At 64.7% G+C, this 15364-nt stretch carries 15 protein-coding genes; 5 read left to right on the plus strand and 10 right to left on the minus strand.

The window, feature by feature from the left end; genetic code table 11:
• Positions 1-107: 107 nt before the first annotated feature.
• Positions 108-1298 carry a L,D-transpeptidase family protein gene (locus IVB50_RS06075; RefSeq protein WP_247294976.1) on the minus strand — a complete coding sequence of 397 codons (1191 nt, stop codon included), beginning with the start codon at positions 1296-1298 and terminating at the stop codon, positions 108-110.
• Positions 1299-1619: 321 nt separating this feature from the next.
• Between IVB50_RS06075 and IVB50_RS06080 the strand changes: the two genes are divergently transcribed.
• Positions 1620-2462, plus strand: coding sequence for a hypothetical protein (locus IVB50_RS06080; RefSeq protein WP_018454124.1), 843 nt, complete (start codon positions 1620-1622; stop codon positions 2460-2462).
• Between the two features lie 2 nt (positions 2463-2464).
• On the opposite strand, the gene sseA is transcribed toward IVB50_RS06080, so the two are convergent.
• From sseA to IVB50_RS06095, 3 genes are all read right to left on the minus strand, one after another.
• The gene (sseA, locus tag IVB50_RS06085; RefSeq protein ID WP_018454123.1) at positions 2465-3316 is read right to left on the minus strand and encodes a 3-mercaptopyruvate sulfurtransferase; all 852 of its coding nucleotides are present in this window, start codon (positions 3314-3316) and stop codon (positions 2465-2467) included.
• Between the two features lie 222 nt (positions 3317-3538).
• Positions 3539-3952 carry a rhodanese-like domain-containing protein gene (locus tag IVB50_RS06090; RefSeq protein WP_018454122.1) on the minus strand — a complete coding sequence of 138 codons (414 nt, stop codon included), beginning with the start codon at positions 3950-3952 and terminating at the stop codon, positions 3539-3541.
• A gap of 42 nt (positions 3953-3994) precedes the next feature.
• Positions 3995-5170 (minus strand): VWA domain-containing protein, encoded by a 1176-nt coding sequence (locus IVB50_RS06095; RefSeq protein ID WP_247294979.1) that lies wholly within the window; start codon positions 5168-5170, stop codon positions 3995-3997.
• 248 nt (positions 5171-5418) lie between these two features.
• Between IVB50_RS06095 and IVB50_RS06100 the strand changes: the two genes are divergently transcribed.
• Positions 5419-6261 carry a MoxR family ATPase gene (locus IVB50_RS06100; RefSeq protein WP_007600695.1) on the plus strand — a complete coding sequence of 281 codons (843 nt, stop codon included), beginning with the start codon at positions 5419-5421 and terminating at the stop codon, positions 6259-6261.
• A gap of 408 nt (positions 6262-6669) precedes the next feature.
• On the opposite strand, the gene IVB50_RS06105 is transcribed toward IVB50_RS06100, so the two are convergent.
• The 4 genes from IVB50_RS06105 to IVB50_RS06120 form a co-directional block, all read right to left on the minus strand.
• Complete coding sequence (locus IVB50_RS06105) at positions 6670-8316, minus strand: GMC family oxidoreductase N-terminal domain-containing protein (protein WP_247294982.1); 1647 nt, start codon at positions 8314-8316, stop codon at positions 6670-6672.
• 16 nt (positions 8317-8332) lie between these two features.
• Positions 8333-8926, minus strand: coding sequence for a GNAT family protein (locus IVB50_RS06110; protein WP_018454118.1), 594 nt, complete (start codon positions 8924-8926; stop codon positions 8333-8335).
• A gap of 117 nt (positions 8927-9043) precedes the next feature.
• Positions 9044-9970 (minus strand): SMP-30/gluconolactonase/LRE family protein, encoded by a 927-nt coding sequence (locus IVB50_RS06115; RefSeq protein ID WP_085395672.1) that lies wholly within the window; start codon positions 9968-9970, stop codon positions 9044-9046.
• Positions 9971-10105: 135 nt separating this feature from the next.
• Positions 10106-10939, minus strand: a complete 834-nt coding sequence (locus IVB50_RS06120) for an AraC family transcriptional regulator (RefSeq protein WP_162496389.1) — start codon at positions 10937-10939, stop codon at positions 10106-10108.
• A 177-nt stretch (positions 10940-11116) separates the two neighbouring features.
• Here IVB50_RS06120 and IVB50_RS06125 point away from each other — a divergent pair, with 177 nt between their 5' ends.
• Complete coding sequence (locus IVB50_RS06125; protein ID WP_085395674.1) at positions 11117-12220, plus strand: mandelate racemase/muconate lactonizing enzyme family protein; 1104 nt, start codon at positions 11117-11119, stop codon at positions 12218-12220.
• 9 nt (positions 12221-12229) lie between these two features.
• On the opposite strand, the gene IVB50_RS06130 is transcribed toward IVB50_RS06125, so the two are convergent.
• Entirely contained in the window at positions 12230-12586 is a 357-nt protein-coding gene (locus IVB50_RS06130; RefSeq protein ID WP_085395675.1) for a hypothetical protein, read from the minus strand.
• Positions 12587-12768: 182 nt separating this feature from the next.
• Here IVB50_RS06130 and IVB50_RS06135 point away from each other — a divergent pair, with 182 nt between their 5' ends.
• Positions 12769-12993 (plus strand): hypothetical protein, encoded by a 225-nt coding sequence (locus IVB50_RS06135; RefSeq protein ID WP_018454113.1) that lies wholly within the window; start codon positions 12769-12771, stop codon positions 12991-12993.
• A gap of 279 nt (positions 12994-13272) precedes the next feature.
• Here the strand turns inward: IVB50_RS06135 and IVB50_RS06140 are convergent, their stop codons facing one another.
• Positions 13273-13929 carry a glutathione S-transferase family protein gene (locus IVB50_RS06140; RefSeq protein WP_085395676.1) on the minus strand — a complete coding sequence of 219 codons (657 nt, stop codon included), beginning with the start codon at positions 13927-13929 and terminating at the stop codon, positions 13273-13275.
• A gap of 169 nt (positions 13930-14098) precedes the next feature.
• Here IVB50_RS06140 and phaZ point away from each other — a divergent pair, with 169 nt between their 5' ends.
• Entirely contained in the window at positions 14099-15322 is a 1224-nt protein-coding gene (phaZ, locus tag IVB50_RS06145) for a polyhydroxyalkanoate depolymerase (RefSeq protein ID WP_018454111.1), read from the plus strand.
• The last annotated feature ends 42 nt before the right edge of the window (positions 15323-15364 follow it).

The raw sequence follows: 15364 nt of genomic DNA on the forward strand, positions 1-15364 counted from the left end.
GAGCCGTTCAAGTATGCGCAAGTGAGACTTGCACGCATGCGTCAAATGATGACGGCGCGTGACCGAAGGCCACGCGCCGTCATCAGATCAATTCTTGCGAAGCCGATTCAGCGCACGGTGACGGGCGCGGGCAGCGGCGGCACCACTGTCAGCTGGGTGCCTCCGACCGGGCCGGCCTGCGCGGCCATTGGTGCGGGGCCGGCAGTGCCGGGCATGGGCGCGGCGGATGCGGTCGCCGTTCCCGGCGGCGGACCACCCGGCATCACGACCACGCGGGTGCCGACCTTGACGCGATCGAACAAGTCGGAGACGTCCTCGTTCAGCATGCCGATGCAGCCGGACGACACGAACTTGCCGATGGTCGAGGGCTGGTTGGTGCCGTGGATGCGGTAGACGGTCGAGCCGAGATACATCGCACGGGCGCCGAGCGGATTGCCGGGACCGCCGGCCATGAAACGCGGCAGATAGGGCTGGCGCTCGATCATCTCGGTCGGCGGATGCCAATCCGGCCACTCGGCCTTGCGAGTGATCTTCTGCACGCCGGTCCAGGTGAAGCCGTCGCGGCCGACGCGGACGCCGTAGCGGATCGCACGGCCATTGCCCAGCACGTAATAGAGATAGGTGTTCGGGGTATCGACGATGAGTGTTCCGGCCGGCTCCTTGGTCGCCAGCGAGACCTCCTGGCGGCGCAGGTTCTGCGGCAGCTGCGCCGGAGCAGCGTCAGGCTGCTCCTCGGGCGGCAGCGACGCGATCACCATCGGCCGGCCGTCGGCACCAACGGGCGGCTGCCCGGCCTGGACCGTTCCGGTCGCGGCGGGACCACCGACCGCCTCGGGCGGACGCAGGCCGTCACTGCCGGGCGCCTGAGTCGGACGATCGGCGTAGATCACCGCGGGCGGGCCGGCAGGGCGGCCGTAGCGCGGGTCGTCGGGCGACGTCACGGGACCCTGCGGTGGCGCGGCCGAGTAGACGGGGGCACCTGCGGGACGGCCATAACGGGGATCATCGGGCGACATCACCGGACCCTGCGGCGGCGCGGCGGAATACACCGGGGGAGCGCCGGGCGGACGGCCGTAACGCGGATCCGGACCGGGCGGCGGCAGCGCTGCCTGCGGCATCGCGTCATCTTCATCGTCGAGCGCGTCGAAACTCGGCGCGCGGTCGCCGGGCCGATATTCGGCCGGCGGCCCGCCATAGCTCGGCGCCTGCTGGACCGGATAGCTCTGGGCCTGTGCGAGCGAGGTTCCCGCCGCAGCGACTGTTGCGGCAGCGCATATCGTCAGAAAATGTTTGATCATCATCGCTCTTGTATAGTCCCCGGGCCCCGTCCGGACCGTTAACGGCCAGATGACGGAAGATAGCGGCACATTCAAGACATTACAGGCGGATTTGTGCCTGATTTGCCGATTTGTGATCCGCAAGACTACCGTTGCCTCCTTGCATCATGGGGCGAAAATCAGCCCACGCCCGAGATCGCCGGAGTCGCCGGCTCCGTTTTTTACGGAACGGCGCGGAATCGTTGCGGTATGTTCGAATCAGCCTGATTCGCCTCCGCTTTGAGCTTCGATCCCCGCGTGGCGAACGCGGCAAGCAGTACCGTCACCGCGTTCAGATGGCTCATGGGCCCTGGCCACTTCACCGCCGGGGCGGAAATTCGCAATCCCTCGATGCTTCCCGGCTTTCGCTTCCTGTTTGCCGCGATCCTGCTGTCAGCCTCCATCCTGGTATTCGGCCTGGGCGCCGCCGCGCTGCTGCGGGCGAGCCACGAGCAGTATGTCAGCAACCCCTCCTGGCGGAACGGCCCGCAGGAGCAGGTGTTTGCACAAGCTCCCGAGCCGGCCCAGCCGGTGCTCGCGGTCCTCCGCGCCGAGCCGGAAGCGGCCACCGATCCGACGCCGTCGCTGCGCGATCAAGTCCCGACCATCGCACTGCCGATGAGCGAGCCCGAACAAGTGGTCGCGCTGACGACTGAGACCGACGGTCAGCCGCAGGTCGTTGCCCCTCCGGCTGACGTCCCGGCCGAACCGGCCAATGCGAAGACCAAGGCCGAGACGACGACGGACGCCGCGGTGCAGGCCTCAAGCAACACGCTTACTCCGGCCGACGCCAGCGCATCCATCGCCGAGGCCAAGCCCGTTTCGATCGCTCTCGCGAGCAAACCAACACCTGCCGCCCCCAGCGGAGCCTCGGCTTCGTCCAGGTTCGACATGGCGAGCGCGAAGTTCGCCGCATTGAACGACCCGGCGACCACGGCCTGGGAGGGTCCGCCGGCGAAGGCCAAGGCCGGCTCTAAGGCCGACAGCAGGTCGCCGGAGAGCAAGGCGACCAAGCCGCGGGCGCATCGCGTCAAGAAGCGCCGCCGCATTGTCTGGCGCGCGCCGCCGCCGGTTCAGCAACTCGATCCGTTCGGACAACCGCAACCCACGCTCGCCGCAACGACGACCGCGCGCGCACGTCAGTAGGGTTACGCCGGCCCGGTTGCGATCGGCGGTCCCTTTTCCTGGCCCCATTCCGACCATGAGCCATCGTAGAGCGCGGTGTCGGTGATGCCGAGGCGATAGAGCGCCAATGTCAGCACGCCGGCGGAGACCCCGGAGCCGCAGCTCGTCACGATCGGCGCATCGAGCCTGACGCCGGCGTTGGTAAAGGCAGCGCGGAGATCATCAAGCGGCTTCATCGTGCCGGTCGCGGCGTCGAACAGGAGATTGTAGGGCACGTTGCGCGCGCCCGGGATATGGCCGGAGCGGATGCCTGCGCGCGGCTCCGGCGCCCGGCCCTCGAACCGGTCGGCGGCGCGCGCGTCGATCACCTGCTCGGCACGGCTTTCGACGTTGGCGATCAATTGCTGCATGCTGCGCACGCGTTTTGAATCGTAGCTGGCCGTGAACGTCGCAGGCTTCGGCTTCGCCTCGCCACTCTCGACCGGACGCCCCTCGGCGCGCCACTTCTTCAGGCCGCCATTGAGGATGCGCACATTGCCGTGCCCGAAAGCCAGGAACATCCACCACGCGCGGGGAGCAGCGACCCAGCCGCCGGCATCATAGATCACGACGGTGTCGGCATTGGAGATGCCGAGATGACCGACGTCGCGGCCGAACTGCTCGGCACTCGGATACATGTGCGGCAGCGGGTTGGAATGGTCCGAGATCGCATCGACGTCGAAGAACACCGCGCCCGGCAGATGCGCGGCGAGATAATCGTCCTTCGGCAATGGCAGCACACCCGGCAGCTTGAAGCTGGCGTCGAGCACCTTGACGTTGGCGTCATTGATGTGGGCGGCGAGCCATTCGGTAGAGATGAGGGGATCGGTGGGCATGCGAGATCTTTCTATTATTCCGGGCGAGCGCAACGTGAGCGAGGTTGAAGCAGTGCGCATCCAACTCCGCTGTCATCGCCCGGCCAGTGCGCAATTGCGCACTAGGACCGCGCGATCCAGTATTCCAGAGGCGATTGTAATTGAGCCGAGAGGCCGCGGCGTACTGGATTCCCCGCTTTCGCGGGGAATGACGCCGGAGATTGGAGCGGCAGCGCAGCACCCTCACCCCTTCTTCTTCGGCTCCCACTGTTGGGTCGGCCCGCCGGCGTCGCGCCAGGCGGCGTAGCCGCCCGCGATGTGGGCGACGGGCTTGAGGCCCATGTCCTGCGCAGTCTTGGCGGCGAGCGCAGAGCGCAAGCCGCCGGCGCAATGGAAGACGAACTTCTTGTCCTCCTGGAACACCGGCTTGGCATAAGGGCTCTGCGGATCGATCCAGAATTCGAGCATGCCGCGGGTGCAGGCGAACGCGCCGGGGATGCGGCCGTCGCGCTCGATCTCGCGGGGATCGCGGATGTCGACGATGACGACGTCGCCGTTCTTGGAGATCTCGATGGCGTCTTTGGCGGTGAGCGTCTCGATCTCGGCATTGGCCTCGTCGATCAGCGCCTTGATGCCACGGGTGATGGTCTGGGGCACGTGGTTCTCCCTCTTGTAGTCATTCCCGGCGCGGAGCGCGAGCTAGTGCGTTAATTCCTTCATCGCACCTTCAAGTCCCTCGATCGTGATCGGATACATGCGGTTGGCGAAAATGCGTTTGATGATGGTGGTGGATTCCGAATAGTCCCAGTGCTTCTGTTGCACGGGGTTCAGCCACACCGAATGCGGATAGGTACGGATGATGCGGTCGAGCCAGACCGAGCCGGGCTCCTCGTTGACGTGCTCGACCGAGCCGCCGGGCACCATGATCTCGTAGGGCGACATCGAGGCGTCGCCGACGAACACGATCTTGTAATCGTGCGGGTATTTGTGCAGCACGTCCCAGGTCGGGGTGCGGTCGGTAAAGCGCCGCTTGTTCTGCTTCCACACGCCTTCATAGAGGCAATTGTGGAAGTAGAAATACTCCATGTGCTTGAACTCGCTCTTCGCCGCCGAGAACAACTCCTCGACCTGCTCGATATGCGCGTCCATCGAGCCGCCGATGTCGAAGAACACTAGCAGCTTCACCGCGTTGCGGCGCTCGGGCCGCATGTGCACGTCGAGATAGCCGTGATTGGCGGTCTCGCGGATGGTGGTGTCGAGATCGAGTTCATCCGGCGCGCCGGTGCGCGCGAATTTGCGCAGGCGGCGCAATGCCACCTTGATGTTGCGGATGCCGAGCTCGACATTGCCGTCCAGATCCTTGAACTCGCGCTTGTCCCACACCTTGACGGCGCGGTTGTTGCGGTTCTTGTCCTGGCCGATGCGAATGCCTTCGGGATTGTAACCATGAGCGCCGAACGGCGAGGTGCCGGCGGTGCCGATCCACTTCGAGCCGCCCTGATGACGGCCCTTCTGCTCCTCGAGACGCTTCTTCAGGGTCTCCATGAGCTTGTCCCAGCCCATGGCCTCGATCTGCTTCTTCTCTTCGTCGGTCAGGTATTTCTCGGCGAGCTTCTTCAGCCACTCCTCGGGGAGCTCGGCCCCCTCCATGGCGTCGAGCAGGCTTTCCAGCCCCTTGAAGACGGTGCCGAAGACGCGGTCGAACTTGTCGAGGTTGCGCTCGTCCTTCACCAGGGAGGTGCGCGAGAGATAGTAGAAATTCTCGACCGAGTAGTCCGCGAGGTCGGCGTCGAGCGCCTCCATCAGCGTGAGGTATTCGCGCAGCGTCACGGGGACCTGCGCATCGCGCAGAGAAGTGAAGAATTGCAGGAACATGGGTGACAGATTGCCCTTTGGATTGTCGGCGTCAAGGGGCGCCTCGGAGACCCCACCCGACGAGCTCTGGGCAGGATTGTCCGCCAGGCGGGATTGGCGGAGCGATTGTGCTCGTCATCCTTTCGCTGATAAAACGGGTCTGAAAGCCTGACCGAACCAGGAACGGCCGCCACGCGCGGCCGTTCCGTTTGTTGGACCAGGGCCATGAAACTGGCAATTCCTGGGACGACGACCAACAAGGACGCGCGATGAAATTTACCGGCACCAAGGACTATGTTGCGACCGACGATCTCAAGGTCGCGGTCAATGCCTCGATCGTGCTGGAGCGCCCGCTGCTCATCAAGGGCGAGCCCGGCACCGGCAAGACGGTGCTGGCGGAGGAAGTGGCGAAGGCGCTGAACGCCCCGCTTCTGACCTGGCACATCAAGTCCACCACCAAGGCACAGCAAGGCCTCTATGAATACGACGCGGTATCGCGCCTTCGCGACAGCCAGCTTGGCGATGCCCGCGTGTCCGACATCAAGAACTACATCAAGCGCGGCAAGCTGTGGGATGCCTTCACCGCCGAGCAGCGCCCGGTGCTGCTGATCGACGAGATCGACAAGGCCGACATCGAATTCCCAAATGATCTCCTGCTTGAGCTCGACCGCATGGAATTCCACGTCTACGAGACCGGCGAGACGATCAAGGCCAAGCAGCGCCCGATCATGATGATCACCTCCAACAACGAGAAGGAGCTGCCGGACGCGTTCCTGCGCCGCTGCTTCTTCCACTACATCAAGTTCCCCGATGCCGACACCATGACCCGGATCGTCGACGTCCACTTCCCCGGCATCAAGAAGCGGCTGGTCGAGGAAGCCCTGCGCATCTTCTTCGAGGTCCGCGAAGTGCCCGGGTTGAAGAAGAAGCCCTCCACCTCAGAGCTTCTGGACTGGCTCAAACTGCTGCTCAACGAAGACATGAGCGTCGAGCAGTTGCGCGAGCGCGACCCGCGCAAGCTGATCCCACCACTGCACGGTGCGCTGCTCAAGAACGAGCAGGACGTGCATCTGTTCGAGCGATTGGCGTTCCTGAGCCGGAGGGAAGTGTAGGTTCGAGCGCACTCCGCTGCCGCCCCACCTTCCGGTGTCATTCCCCGCGAAGGCGGGGAATCCAGTACGCCGCGGCTTCTCGAATCAATCATAACCGCCTCTGGAATACTGGATCGCCAGGTCAAACCGGGCGATGACACCGAGAGTGTGGCGCACTCTCTCCACCTCGTCATTGCGAGCGCAGCGAAGCAATCCAGGCTGCCTCCGCGGAAAGATCCTGGATTGCATCGCTGCGCTCGCGATGACGGAGCAAGGGTGAGCATCGCCCTCTCCAACTCGCGCTTCAAATCGCGAGGGGCGACCAAGGTCGCGTGAGATGGGCCTCCGGCTCTGCAGCGCACAGCTGCACCGGACGATGCTTCGCATCGCCGGGGAAGCGCAGCGCTGCGTCCGGAGCACGAGACCTTGCTACGCCACCGCCGCATCCGGCACGCGCGCGGCTTCCATCGGCTTCTTGCCGCGGATCAAGTCCGAGGCGCGGTCGGCGATCATCATGGTTGAGGCATTGAGGTTCGCCGAGACCATGCGCGGCATCACGGAGGCATCGATGACGCGGAGACCTTGCAACCCGTGAACGCGGAGCTGATCGTCGACCACCGCCCAGGTGGAATCCGCCGGGCCCATGCGGCAGGTGCAGCCGGGGTGGAAGGTGGTGGTGCCGCGCTCGGTGGCGGCCGCCAAAAACTCGTCGTCGGTATTGACGTTGGGTCCGGGGAAATCCTCGTAGGCGTAATAGGGCGACAGCGGCGCGCTCTTCAAAAGCCTGCGCGCGAGCTTCATGCCGCCGACGATGACCCGGCGGTCGAGCTCGGCGTCAAGATAGTTGGTCTGGATGATCGGCGGCGCAAACGGATCTGCCGAGCGGATGCGGACATAGCCGCGGCTCTCGGGGCGCTGCTGCCAGGACGCCACCGTCATGCCGGGCTCGTCCTCGAGCTGGCCCTGCACGCCTTCCTTGTAGCTCGCCGGTGTGAAGGTGAGCTGGAGGTCGGAGCTCTCCGCACTCTCGCCGGAGTGCCAGAAGCAGTAGACCATGGTCGGCGACAGCGACAGCAGGCCTTTGCGCGCGGTCGCCCATTTCATCGCCTCGACCCAGAGACGCCAGCCGCGGCGGAGCTCGTTGATGGTCCTGATGTCCTTGACGCGCGCGACCGTGCGCGGGGCGTAGTGATCTTGCAGGCCTTCGCCGACCGGAAGCGCGTGACGCACGGCGATGCCGTGGGCCTGCAACAGATCCGGTGAGCCGATGCCGGACAACTGGAGCAGCTGCGGCGAATTATAGGTGCCGCCGGAGAGGATCACTTCCTTGTTGGCGCGGACCTCGACCGGCGTGCCGCCATGACCGCCCTTCATGTAGCGCACGCCGACGGCGCGCTTGCCCTCGAAGATGATCTCGGTCGCATGCGCGTGGGTGCGGACATGCACGTTCGGCCGCTTCATCGCGGGCTTGAGGAAAGCGGTGGCGCCGGAGACGCGCAAGCCCTTGTCGATGGTGCGCTGGCAATAGGAGACGCCTTCCTGGGTCTTGCCGTTGTAGTCGGGGTTGCGCGGAATGCCGAGGCTCACCGCGCCTTCCATGAAGGCTTCGCAAAGCGGATCGCGCCAGTTCATGGTGGTGACGGTGAGATTGCCTTCGCGGCCGCGATAAATGTCCTCGCCCTCGCCGACCCGCTTCTCCAGCCGCCGGAAGTAGGGCAGCACGTCGGCATAGCCCCAGCCGCGATTGCCCATCTGCGCCCAGGTGTCGAAATCCATGCGCTGGCCGCGGTTGTAGATGTGGCCGTTGATCGAGGACGAACCGCCGAGCGTCTTGCCGCGCGGCGCGTAGATGCTGCGGCCGCCGGTCCAGGGTCCGACCTCCTGCTGGTAGGCCCAGTTGATGCTCTTCATGTGGAAGGTCTTGATGAAGCCGGCCGGCAGATGGATGTAGGGATGCCAGTCGCTCGGGCCGGCCTCGAGCACGCAAACGCTGGTCGCAGGGTTTTCGCTCAGCCGGCTGGTGAGCACGCAACCGGCGGAGCCCGCGCCGACGATCACATAATCAAATCTGTCCATGGTGCCTCGGCCGCCTCTAGCGCGGCTTGTCGTTGAGTTGATAATTCAAATGCGTTCGCACCGTAGGCCATTCGGCCGCGGTGATGCTGTAGACCACGGTGTCGCGTAGCGTGCCGTTCGGCGCGACCTGGTGGCTGCGCAGGATGCCGTCCTGCTTGGCGCCCAGGCGCTCGATGGCGCGGCGGCTCTGGTGATTGAAGAAGTGGGTGCGGAATTCCACCGCGATGCAGTCCAGGGTTTCGAAGGCGTGGGTGAGCAGCAGCAATTTGCACTGCGTGTTGAGCGGGCCGCGTTGCGCGCTCTTACCATACCAGGTCGAGCCGATCTCGACGCGGCGGTTGGCCGCATCGATGTTCATGTAGGTCGTCATGCCCACGATCTTGCCGCTGCCATCGAATACGGTGAAGGGGAGCATCGAGCCGGCGGCCTGAAGACCGAGCCGGCGGTCGATTTCCTTGCCCATGTTGTCCGGCGTCGGGATTGCGGTGTACCAGATGGTGGAGAGCTCACCATCCTTCACGGCCTCGCTCAGCCCCTCGCGGTGCTGATGCGACAGCGGCTCCAGAGCGGCATGCTGTCCGCGCAGGGTGATGGGATCAGGCCAGGGCATTTGAAACTCTCTCCTTTGTCATTGCGAGGAGCGAAGCGACGAAGCAATCCAGACTGTCACCGCGGACGCATTCCTGGATTGCTTCGCTTCGGTTGCAATGATGGTCACTAGCACCGTTTACTTGTTAAGGAAATTCAACGGCAAACCGCTGCGCGGCCAGTCCATGGCGATCAGCTCGCCCTTGCCGGAGAGGGTGATGTAGGCGGTCTTCAGCTCGGGGCCGCCGAAGGCGATGTTGGTGGTGACGCGGTCGCCGGTCGGGATCTGCTCGACCAGCGTGCCATCGGGCGCGATCACCGAGATGCAGCCGGAGACGAGGGTGGCGACGCAGACATTGCCGTTGGCTTCGACCGCCAGCGAATCGAACATCTGGTAGCCGCCGAGGCCGCAGATCGGTTTGCCCCGCTCGCCGCGATAGATCGCGTCGCGCGGCTTGAGCGTGCCGGGCGCGGAGAGCTCGTAGGCCCAGAGCCGGCCCGTCGGCGTCTCCGCGATGTAGACGGTGGTCTCGTCCGGCGAGAGGCCGATGCCGTTCGCCGGCAACACGCCGTGGACGACCTCGACGATCTCCTTCATGCCGGGCTTGAGATAGTACATGCCGCCGACGTCCATCTCGCGCGCGCGGCGCTTGCCGAGATCGGAGAACCAGAGGCCGCCCTGCTTGTCGAACACCAGATCGTTCGGCCCGCGCAGATCGTGCTCGGCGCATCTGGTCACGACGGTTTCGATCTGGCCGGATTGCAGATCGACGCGCTGGATCGAGCCGCCGAGATAGCCGTCGGGCTGCGGACCCGGCATGATCATGTTGCGGGTCGGGATCCAGGAGAAGCCGCCATTGTTGCAGATGTAGATCTTGCCGTCGGGGCCGAGGGCTGCGCCGTTCGGGCCGCCCGGAATCTTCGCGACGACCTCCTTGCGCCCGTCGGGATGGATTCGGGTCAGGCGCTGGCCGCGGATTTCCACCAGCACGACCGAGCCGTCCGGCATCACGACCGGCCCTTCGGGAAATTCGAGGTCGGTGGCGAGAACGCGGACGTTGGACATGTGGGGACCCTCCCGGCTGCTTGTTATGACTTGCGCGGGATGTCCGGCACGGGCCCCACACGCAAGATTGCCTGCGGTTATGACAAAGTCACCGGGGCTTGCCAAGCAAGCCGGATGGTATGCCAGCGTTGCGCGCTAATCTCGCACGGGTATCCAAATCTCCAGGCCGCCATTGCCGGTGGCGGGATCGAATTTCTCGTCGTAGCGCTCGAAGTTCGGCGCATCGGCAGCCTTCAGGCCGGAGGCCGGCAGCCACTGATTCCAGATCGCGTTGACGGTGCGCCTGATCGAGGCGACGTGGTCGGTGTGGGTGAACACCGCATAGCGCTGCTCGGGGATGCGGATACGGCCGAAGGGGCGCGGCAGTTCGGAGAAATCGGCGACCTCGACGCCGGCAATGTAGTCGAAATTGCCGGCATCGTCGCCGTTGCAGCAGACGCCATAGGCGACCGGTCCAACGCGCGCGGGAATGTCGGCGACCTCCTGGTGGAAGCGCTGCCACAGTCCAGGAATGGCCGCGCCGTTGTCGCAGGAGATGCGCTCGCTGATGCCTGCGACGAGGAAGGCCTTTGTGGTTTCGAAGCGCGGGTTGGCGAGTTTGTCCGAGATGGTTGAATCCATGAGGATCGGCTCCTGAAGCTTGAGATGGCCGGTGCATTGCGCGGCGCGCACCGCTTCGGGCGTGGTGCCGAACTGGTCGCGGAACGCGCGGGTGAATGCTTCGTGCGAGCCGTAATCGGCCTCCAGCGCCAGCGACAGGATGTCCGGCGCGCCATTCGCAAGACTGCGCGCCGCTTCGCTCAGCCGCCGCGCGCGCACGTACCGCATCACCGGCAGGCCGGTGGCTACGGCAAACGCGCGCACGATGTGGAACCGCGACACGCCCGATATCGCAGCGATCTCGTCGAGCGTCATCGGCTCGGCCAGATGGCTCTCGACATACCAGAGCGCGCGCTGGGCTGGGTTCATGGCGTTTCTCGTTCGAAGCGCGACCATGATGCACGGAAGTCCGCGGGTTTCGCTTGATCGGCGTTGCGGTCCCGCAGGAGGATAACGCCGGAACAGCCACTGGCAACGTCCGGGCGTTCATGGCTACACTCGGGACGTCCTTGAAACCGCTCACAAGAAAGCAGGAGGAACCGCGTCATGAAAATCACCGATGTGCGGGCGCACCATATCCGCATCCCCTATGACGCTGGTGTCGCGAGCTTCCGTCAGGGCGCCTCCGCCATCACCGCCCTCGACATGGTGATCCTCGAGGTCACCACCGACGCCGGGCTCACCGGCTGGGGCGATGCCTTCGCCTATGTCTGCCCCCGCACCACGCGCAGTGCCGTCGAGGAAATGATCGCACCACAAGCCCATGGGCTGCAGGTTCCCGATGCCGCCGGCATCCCCGCGGTGATGGACCAGATCCAGCGCAATCTGCATCTGTTCGGCCGTTACGGCATCACCATGTTCGCGATCTCCGGGCTCGACATCGCGCTGTGGGACCTCGCCGCCAAGATCGAGGGCGTGCCGCTGAACCGCCTGCTCGGCGACACCAGGCGCTCGGCCATTCCGGCCTATGCGAGCCTGTTGCGGATCGGTTCGCCCGACAACATCGCCGCCGAATGCAAGAAGGCGCTCGCACTCGGCTATGGCGCCATCAAGCTGCACGAGACCACGGCGCCGGCGGTGTTTGCCGCGCGCGCGGCGATCGGGCCCGGCATTCCGCTGATGGTGGACATGAACTGCCCGCTGTCAGGCGAGCAGGCGGTCGCGTTCGCCAGGACATGCGGGGACGCGCAGCCGATGTTCCTGGAAGAGCCGGTCTGGCCGCCGGAGGATTTTGCGGCGCTCGCCGAGGTCCGCAGCAAGGGCGGGCTCGGCGTCGCCGCCGGCGAGAACGCCTGCACGGAATATCAATTCCGCCAGATGATGGAGGCGGGCGCGGTCAGCCACGCCCAGCCGTCGGTGATCAAGGTCGGCGGCATCACGGAATTTCTGAAGGTTGCGGCGCTCGCGGATCGGCAAGACGTCAAGATCGTTCCGCACTCCCCGTATTTCGGCCCCGGCCTGCTGGCGACCTTGCATCTCCTGGCGGGGCGCGACGACGGGTTGGTCGAGATGTTTTACCTGAAGCGCGAGGCCTGCCTCTGGGGCGGCCGCGCCGATGTCGATGCCACCGGCCATGTCGCGGTGCCGACCGGACCTGGGCTCGGCTATGAGCCCGCCCGCAGCGTCATGGAGCGATATCGCGTCGCCTGAGCGCGGCGCCTATTTCGCCGCATCCTTCGGCGGCGGCGCATCCTGTTTCTTCTTCACATCCTCCGCGGTCTTCGCCTGCGCGGCCTGGAGATCGCCGAGCATCTTCTGCAAGCCGGCCACGGTCGTCTTCAACGCATCGATCTGGCGAGCCGCGGCGTCCAGCTTCTGCTGGTGATCGAGGTTGAACTTGGTGATCGTCTTCTGGAGGAAGTCGACGTTGCTCTGGAGGCAGCTGGTGCGGCGCTCCATGGTCTTCTCGACGGTGCAGATCTCGATACCGGGCACGTCCTGCGCGCGGACCGGCACAATCGCCAGCGTAGCGAGCAGCAACATCGCGAAACAAACGACGGCGCTTCGAAGCAGCATACAGGTTCCTTGTCAAATCAATCACGGCAATGTGCGCTTTTTGCACGCAGCCTGTCGAGGCTACCACACTCGCACCGCATTCTCGCGTTGAGCTTGCGGCTGTTCCCTCGCACGGGGAGCGATGATCTGCACGCGGAGGAAATGGGCACTCTTTCCGCGGCTTTGTTTAAGGGAGTTTTTTGATGGCAACGCGCGACAGACGACTGGCGGAATTCGACGGCGCCGGAGAACCGCCGCCCGGCCTTGCAGTCGAAGTGCTGTGCGAGGACCACAGCGGAACGTATCAGCTGCCGTTCGCCTGCCGCTATATCGAGGGACGCTGGCAGAACCACGCGGCCGGCGTCGCAGTTGAAGCAACCGTCATCGGCTGGCGCGTCCCGCGCATGAAGCATTCGGGCGTGGCCTGAGCACTGATTTCTGTCTCAAAATGCAACGGGGCCGCGTCCCGGCTTTAACCTTCGGAACGCGGCCCGAACGAATCACGTCCGAATCAGCCGTAGCGCCCCGTACGCGCCTGTTCACGGCTAGATGTCGCAACCGGCCAGCGCGCGCATACAATATCTGCACAGCGCGTGAGCGGGCTCAGCCCACCACGGGCGTCAAACGTTAACGCCTTCAATGACATGACCGCGGGGTGCGGCGGTTGGATGCTCGCTCCCAAAACAGGCAGATGGCACCCGGCCTGCCTAATATTCGACCTCGAGCTCCTCGATCTCGGCCGGCTCATCCCGTGCCGCCGCGATCCATTCCTTCATCTCCGGCATGGCGATGATGGTATCGGCATAGGCTTGCAGCTGTGGCTCGAGCTTGACGTTATAGGTCACGAAGCGCGTCACCACCGGGGCGTACATCGCGTCAGCCATGGTGCGGGTCTCGCCGAACAGGAAGGGGCCGCCCGATTTGTCCAGGCAGTCGCGCCAGATCGCCCAGACGCGATCGATGTCGGCCTGCGCGCGCGACCAGATCTTGAAGCCGGGGAAGTGCCCCTTCAGATTGACCGGCAGCGAGGCGCGCAAGGTGGTGAAGCCGGAATGGATTTCGCCGCAGATCGAGCGGCAATGCGCGCGCTGAACGCGATCCGCGGGCAGCAGCCCGGCATCCGGCATCGCCTCGTTGAGATATTCGGCGATCGCCAGCGTATCCCAGACGATCGCGCCGTCGTGCCGCAGGCACGGCACCAGGATCGACGACGACAATAGCAGGATTTCGGCACGCGCCGACGCGTCGTCCGGCGCGGTGACGATCTCATCGAAATCGAGCCCGGAAAATTTCGTCAGCAGCCAGCCACGCAGCGACCAGGACGAATAGTTCTTGCTGCTGATGGTCAGTGTCGCCTTCGCCATATGGCCTTCCCTCACGCCTAAGACTTGCACCCGCCTGGACTGCGGGAGTGCGCACCGCCTGTGCTTCCCGCCAAAAGAGCAGCAAGCGACGTGCCAATCTTGAGGACGGCCCATCTCCGGTTTGGCTCCGATATTGCATAGCAGCACGGGGACAGGTGGGCGTTTCAGTATGATGTCGATGTATTATCAGGCCTTTCAGAACCATATGGACCTGACGGCGCCGTGGCGGTCGGGGGCTTCGTCCGCACTCAAATTCCTCAATCTGGTGCCGCAGGGCTTATCGGATCAGGTCGTCGGCCGGCTGTCGGCCGCGCTGGAGTTGATCTCCCGCTCCACCCTCACCTATCACCGCCCCGCCTACGGCATCGACAGCGTCATGGTCGGCAATCGCGAGGTCGCCGTAACCGAGGAGATCGCTTACGCGACCCCGTTCGGCTCGCTGCTGCGTTTCAAGAAGGAAGGCGTGGGCGAGCAGCCGCGCATGCTCCTGGTGGCGCCGATGTCCGGCCATTTTTCGACGCTGCTGCGCGGCACCGTGAAGACGCTGCTGCAGGATCACGACGTCTACATCACCGACTGGCACAATCCACGCGACATTCCCCGCAGCGAGGGCCGTTTCGGGCTCGACGACTACACCGAGCATCTCATCGACTTCCTCGGCCAATTAGGCCCCCGCCCGCATATGGTCGCGATCTGCCAGCCCTCGGTCTCCGCACTCGCGGCCGCCGCGATCATGTGCGAGGGCAACCATCCTTCGCGGCCGGCGACGCTGACGCTGATGGCCGGCCCGATCGACACGCGCATCCAGCCGACGAGGGTCAACGAATTCGCCAAGAGCAGGCCAATCGACTGGTTCGAGCAGAACCTGATCAACTACGTGCCGATGCAGTGCCGCGGCGCCCTGCGGAAAGTCTATCCCGGCTTCGTGCAGCTCACCGCCTTCGTCTCGATGAATCTCGAGCGCCATATCAAGCAGCACATCGATCTCGCCGATCACATCGCCAAGGGCGAGAAGGAGAAGGCGGCCAGCATCAAGACCTTCTACGACGAATATTTCGCCGTGATGGACCTGCCCGCGGAATTCTACATCGAGACCGTGCGAGACGTGTTCCAGGAGCATCTTCTGCCCCAGGGCAAGCTGATGCATCGGGGACGTCCGGTGAACACCAAGGCCGTCAGCCGCATGGGGCTGATGACGGTCGAGGGCGAGAAGGACGACATCTGCTCGATCGGCCAGACGCTGGCCGCGCAAGACCTCTGCACCGGCGTACGCGCCTACCGCCGCGTCCACCACATGCAGGCCGGCGTCGGCCATTACGGCGTGTTCTCGGGCAAACGCTGGAACAACGAGATCTACCCGCTCTTGCGGGATTTCGTGCACGTGAATTCGTAACCCGTCAGCCCCTGGCCCGTACGTCACGTGCGAACCTCAACG

Origin of the sequence: Bradyrhizobium sp. 87, from assembly GCF_023073015.1 — a bacterium.
In the GTDB taxonomy this organism is placed as follows: domain Bacteria; phylum Pseudomonadota; class Alphaproteobacteria; order Rhizobiales; family Xanthobacteraceae; genus Bradyrhizobium; species Bradyrhizobium canariense_D.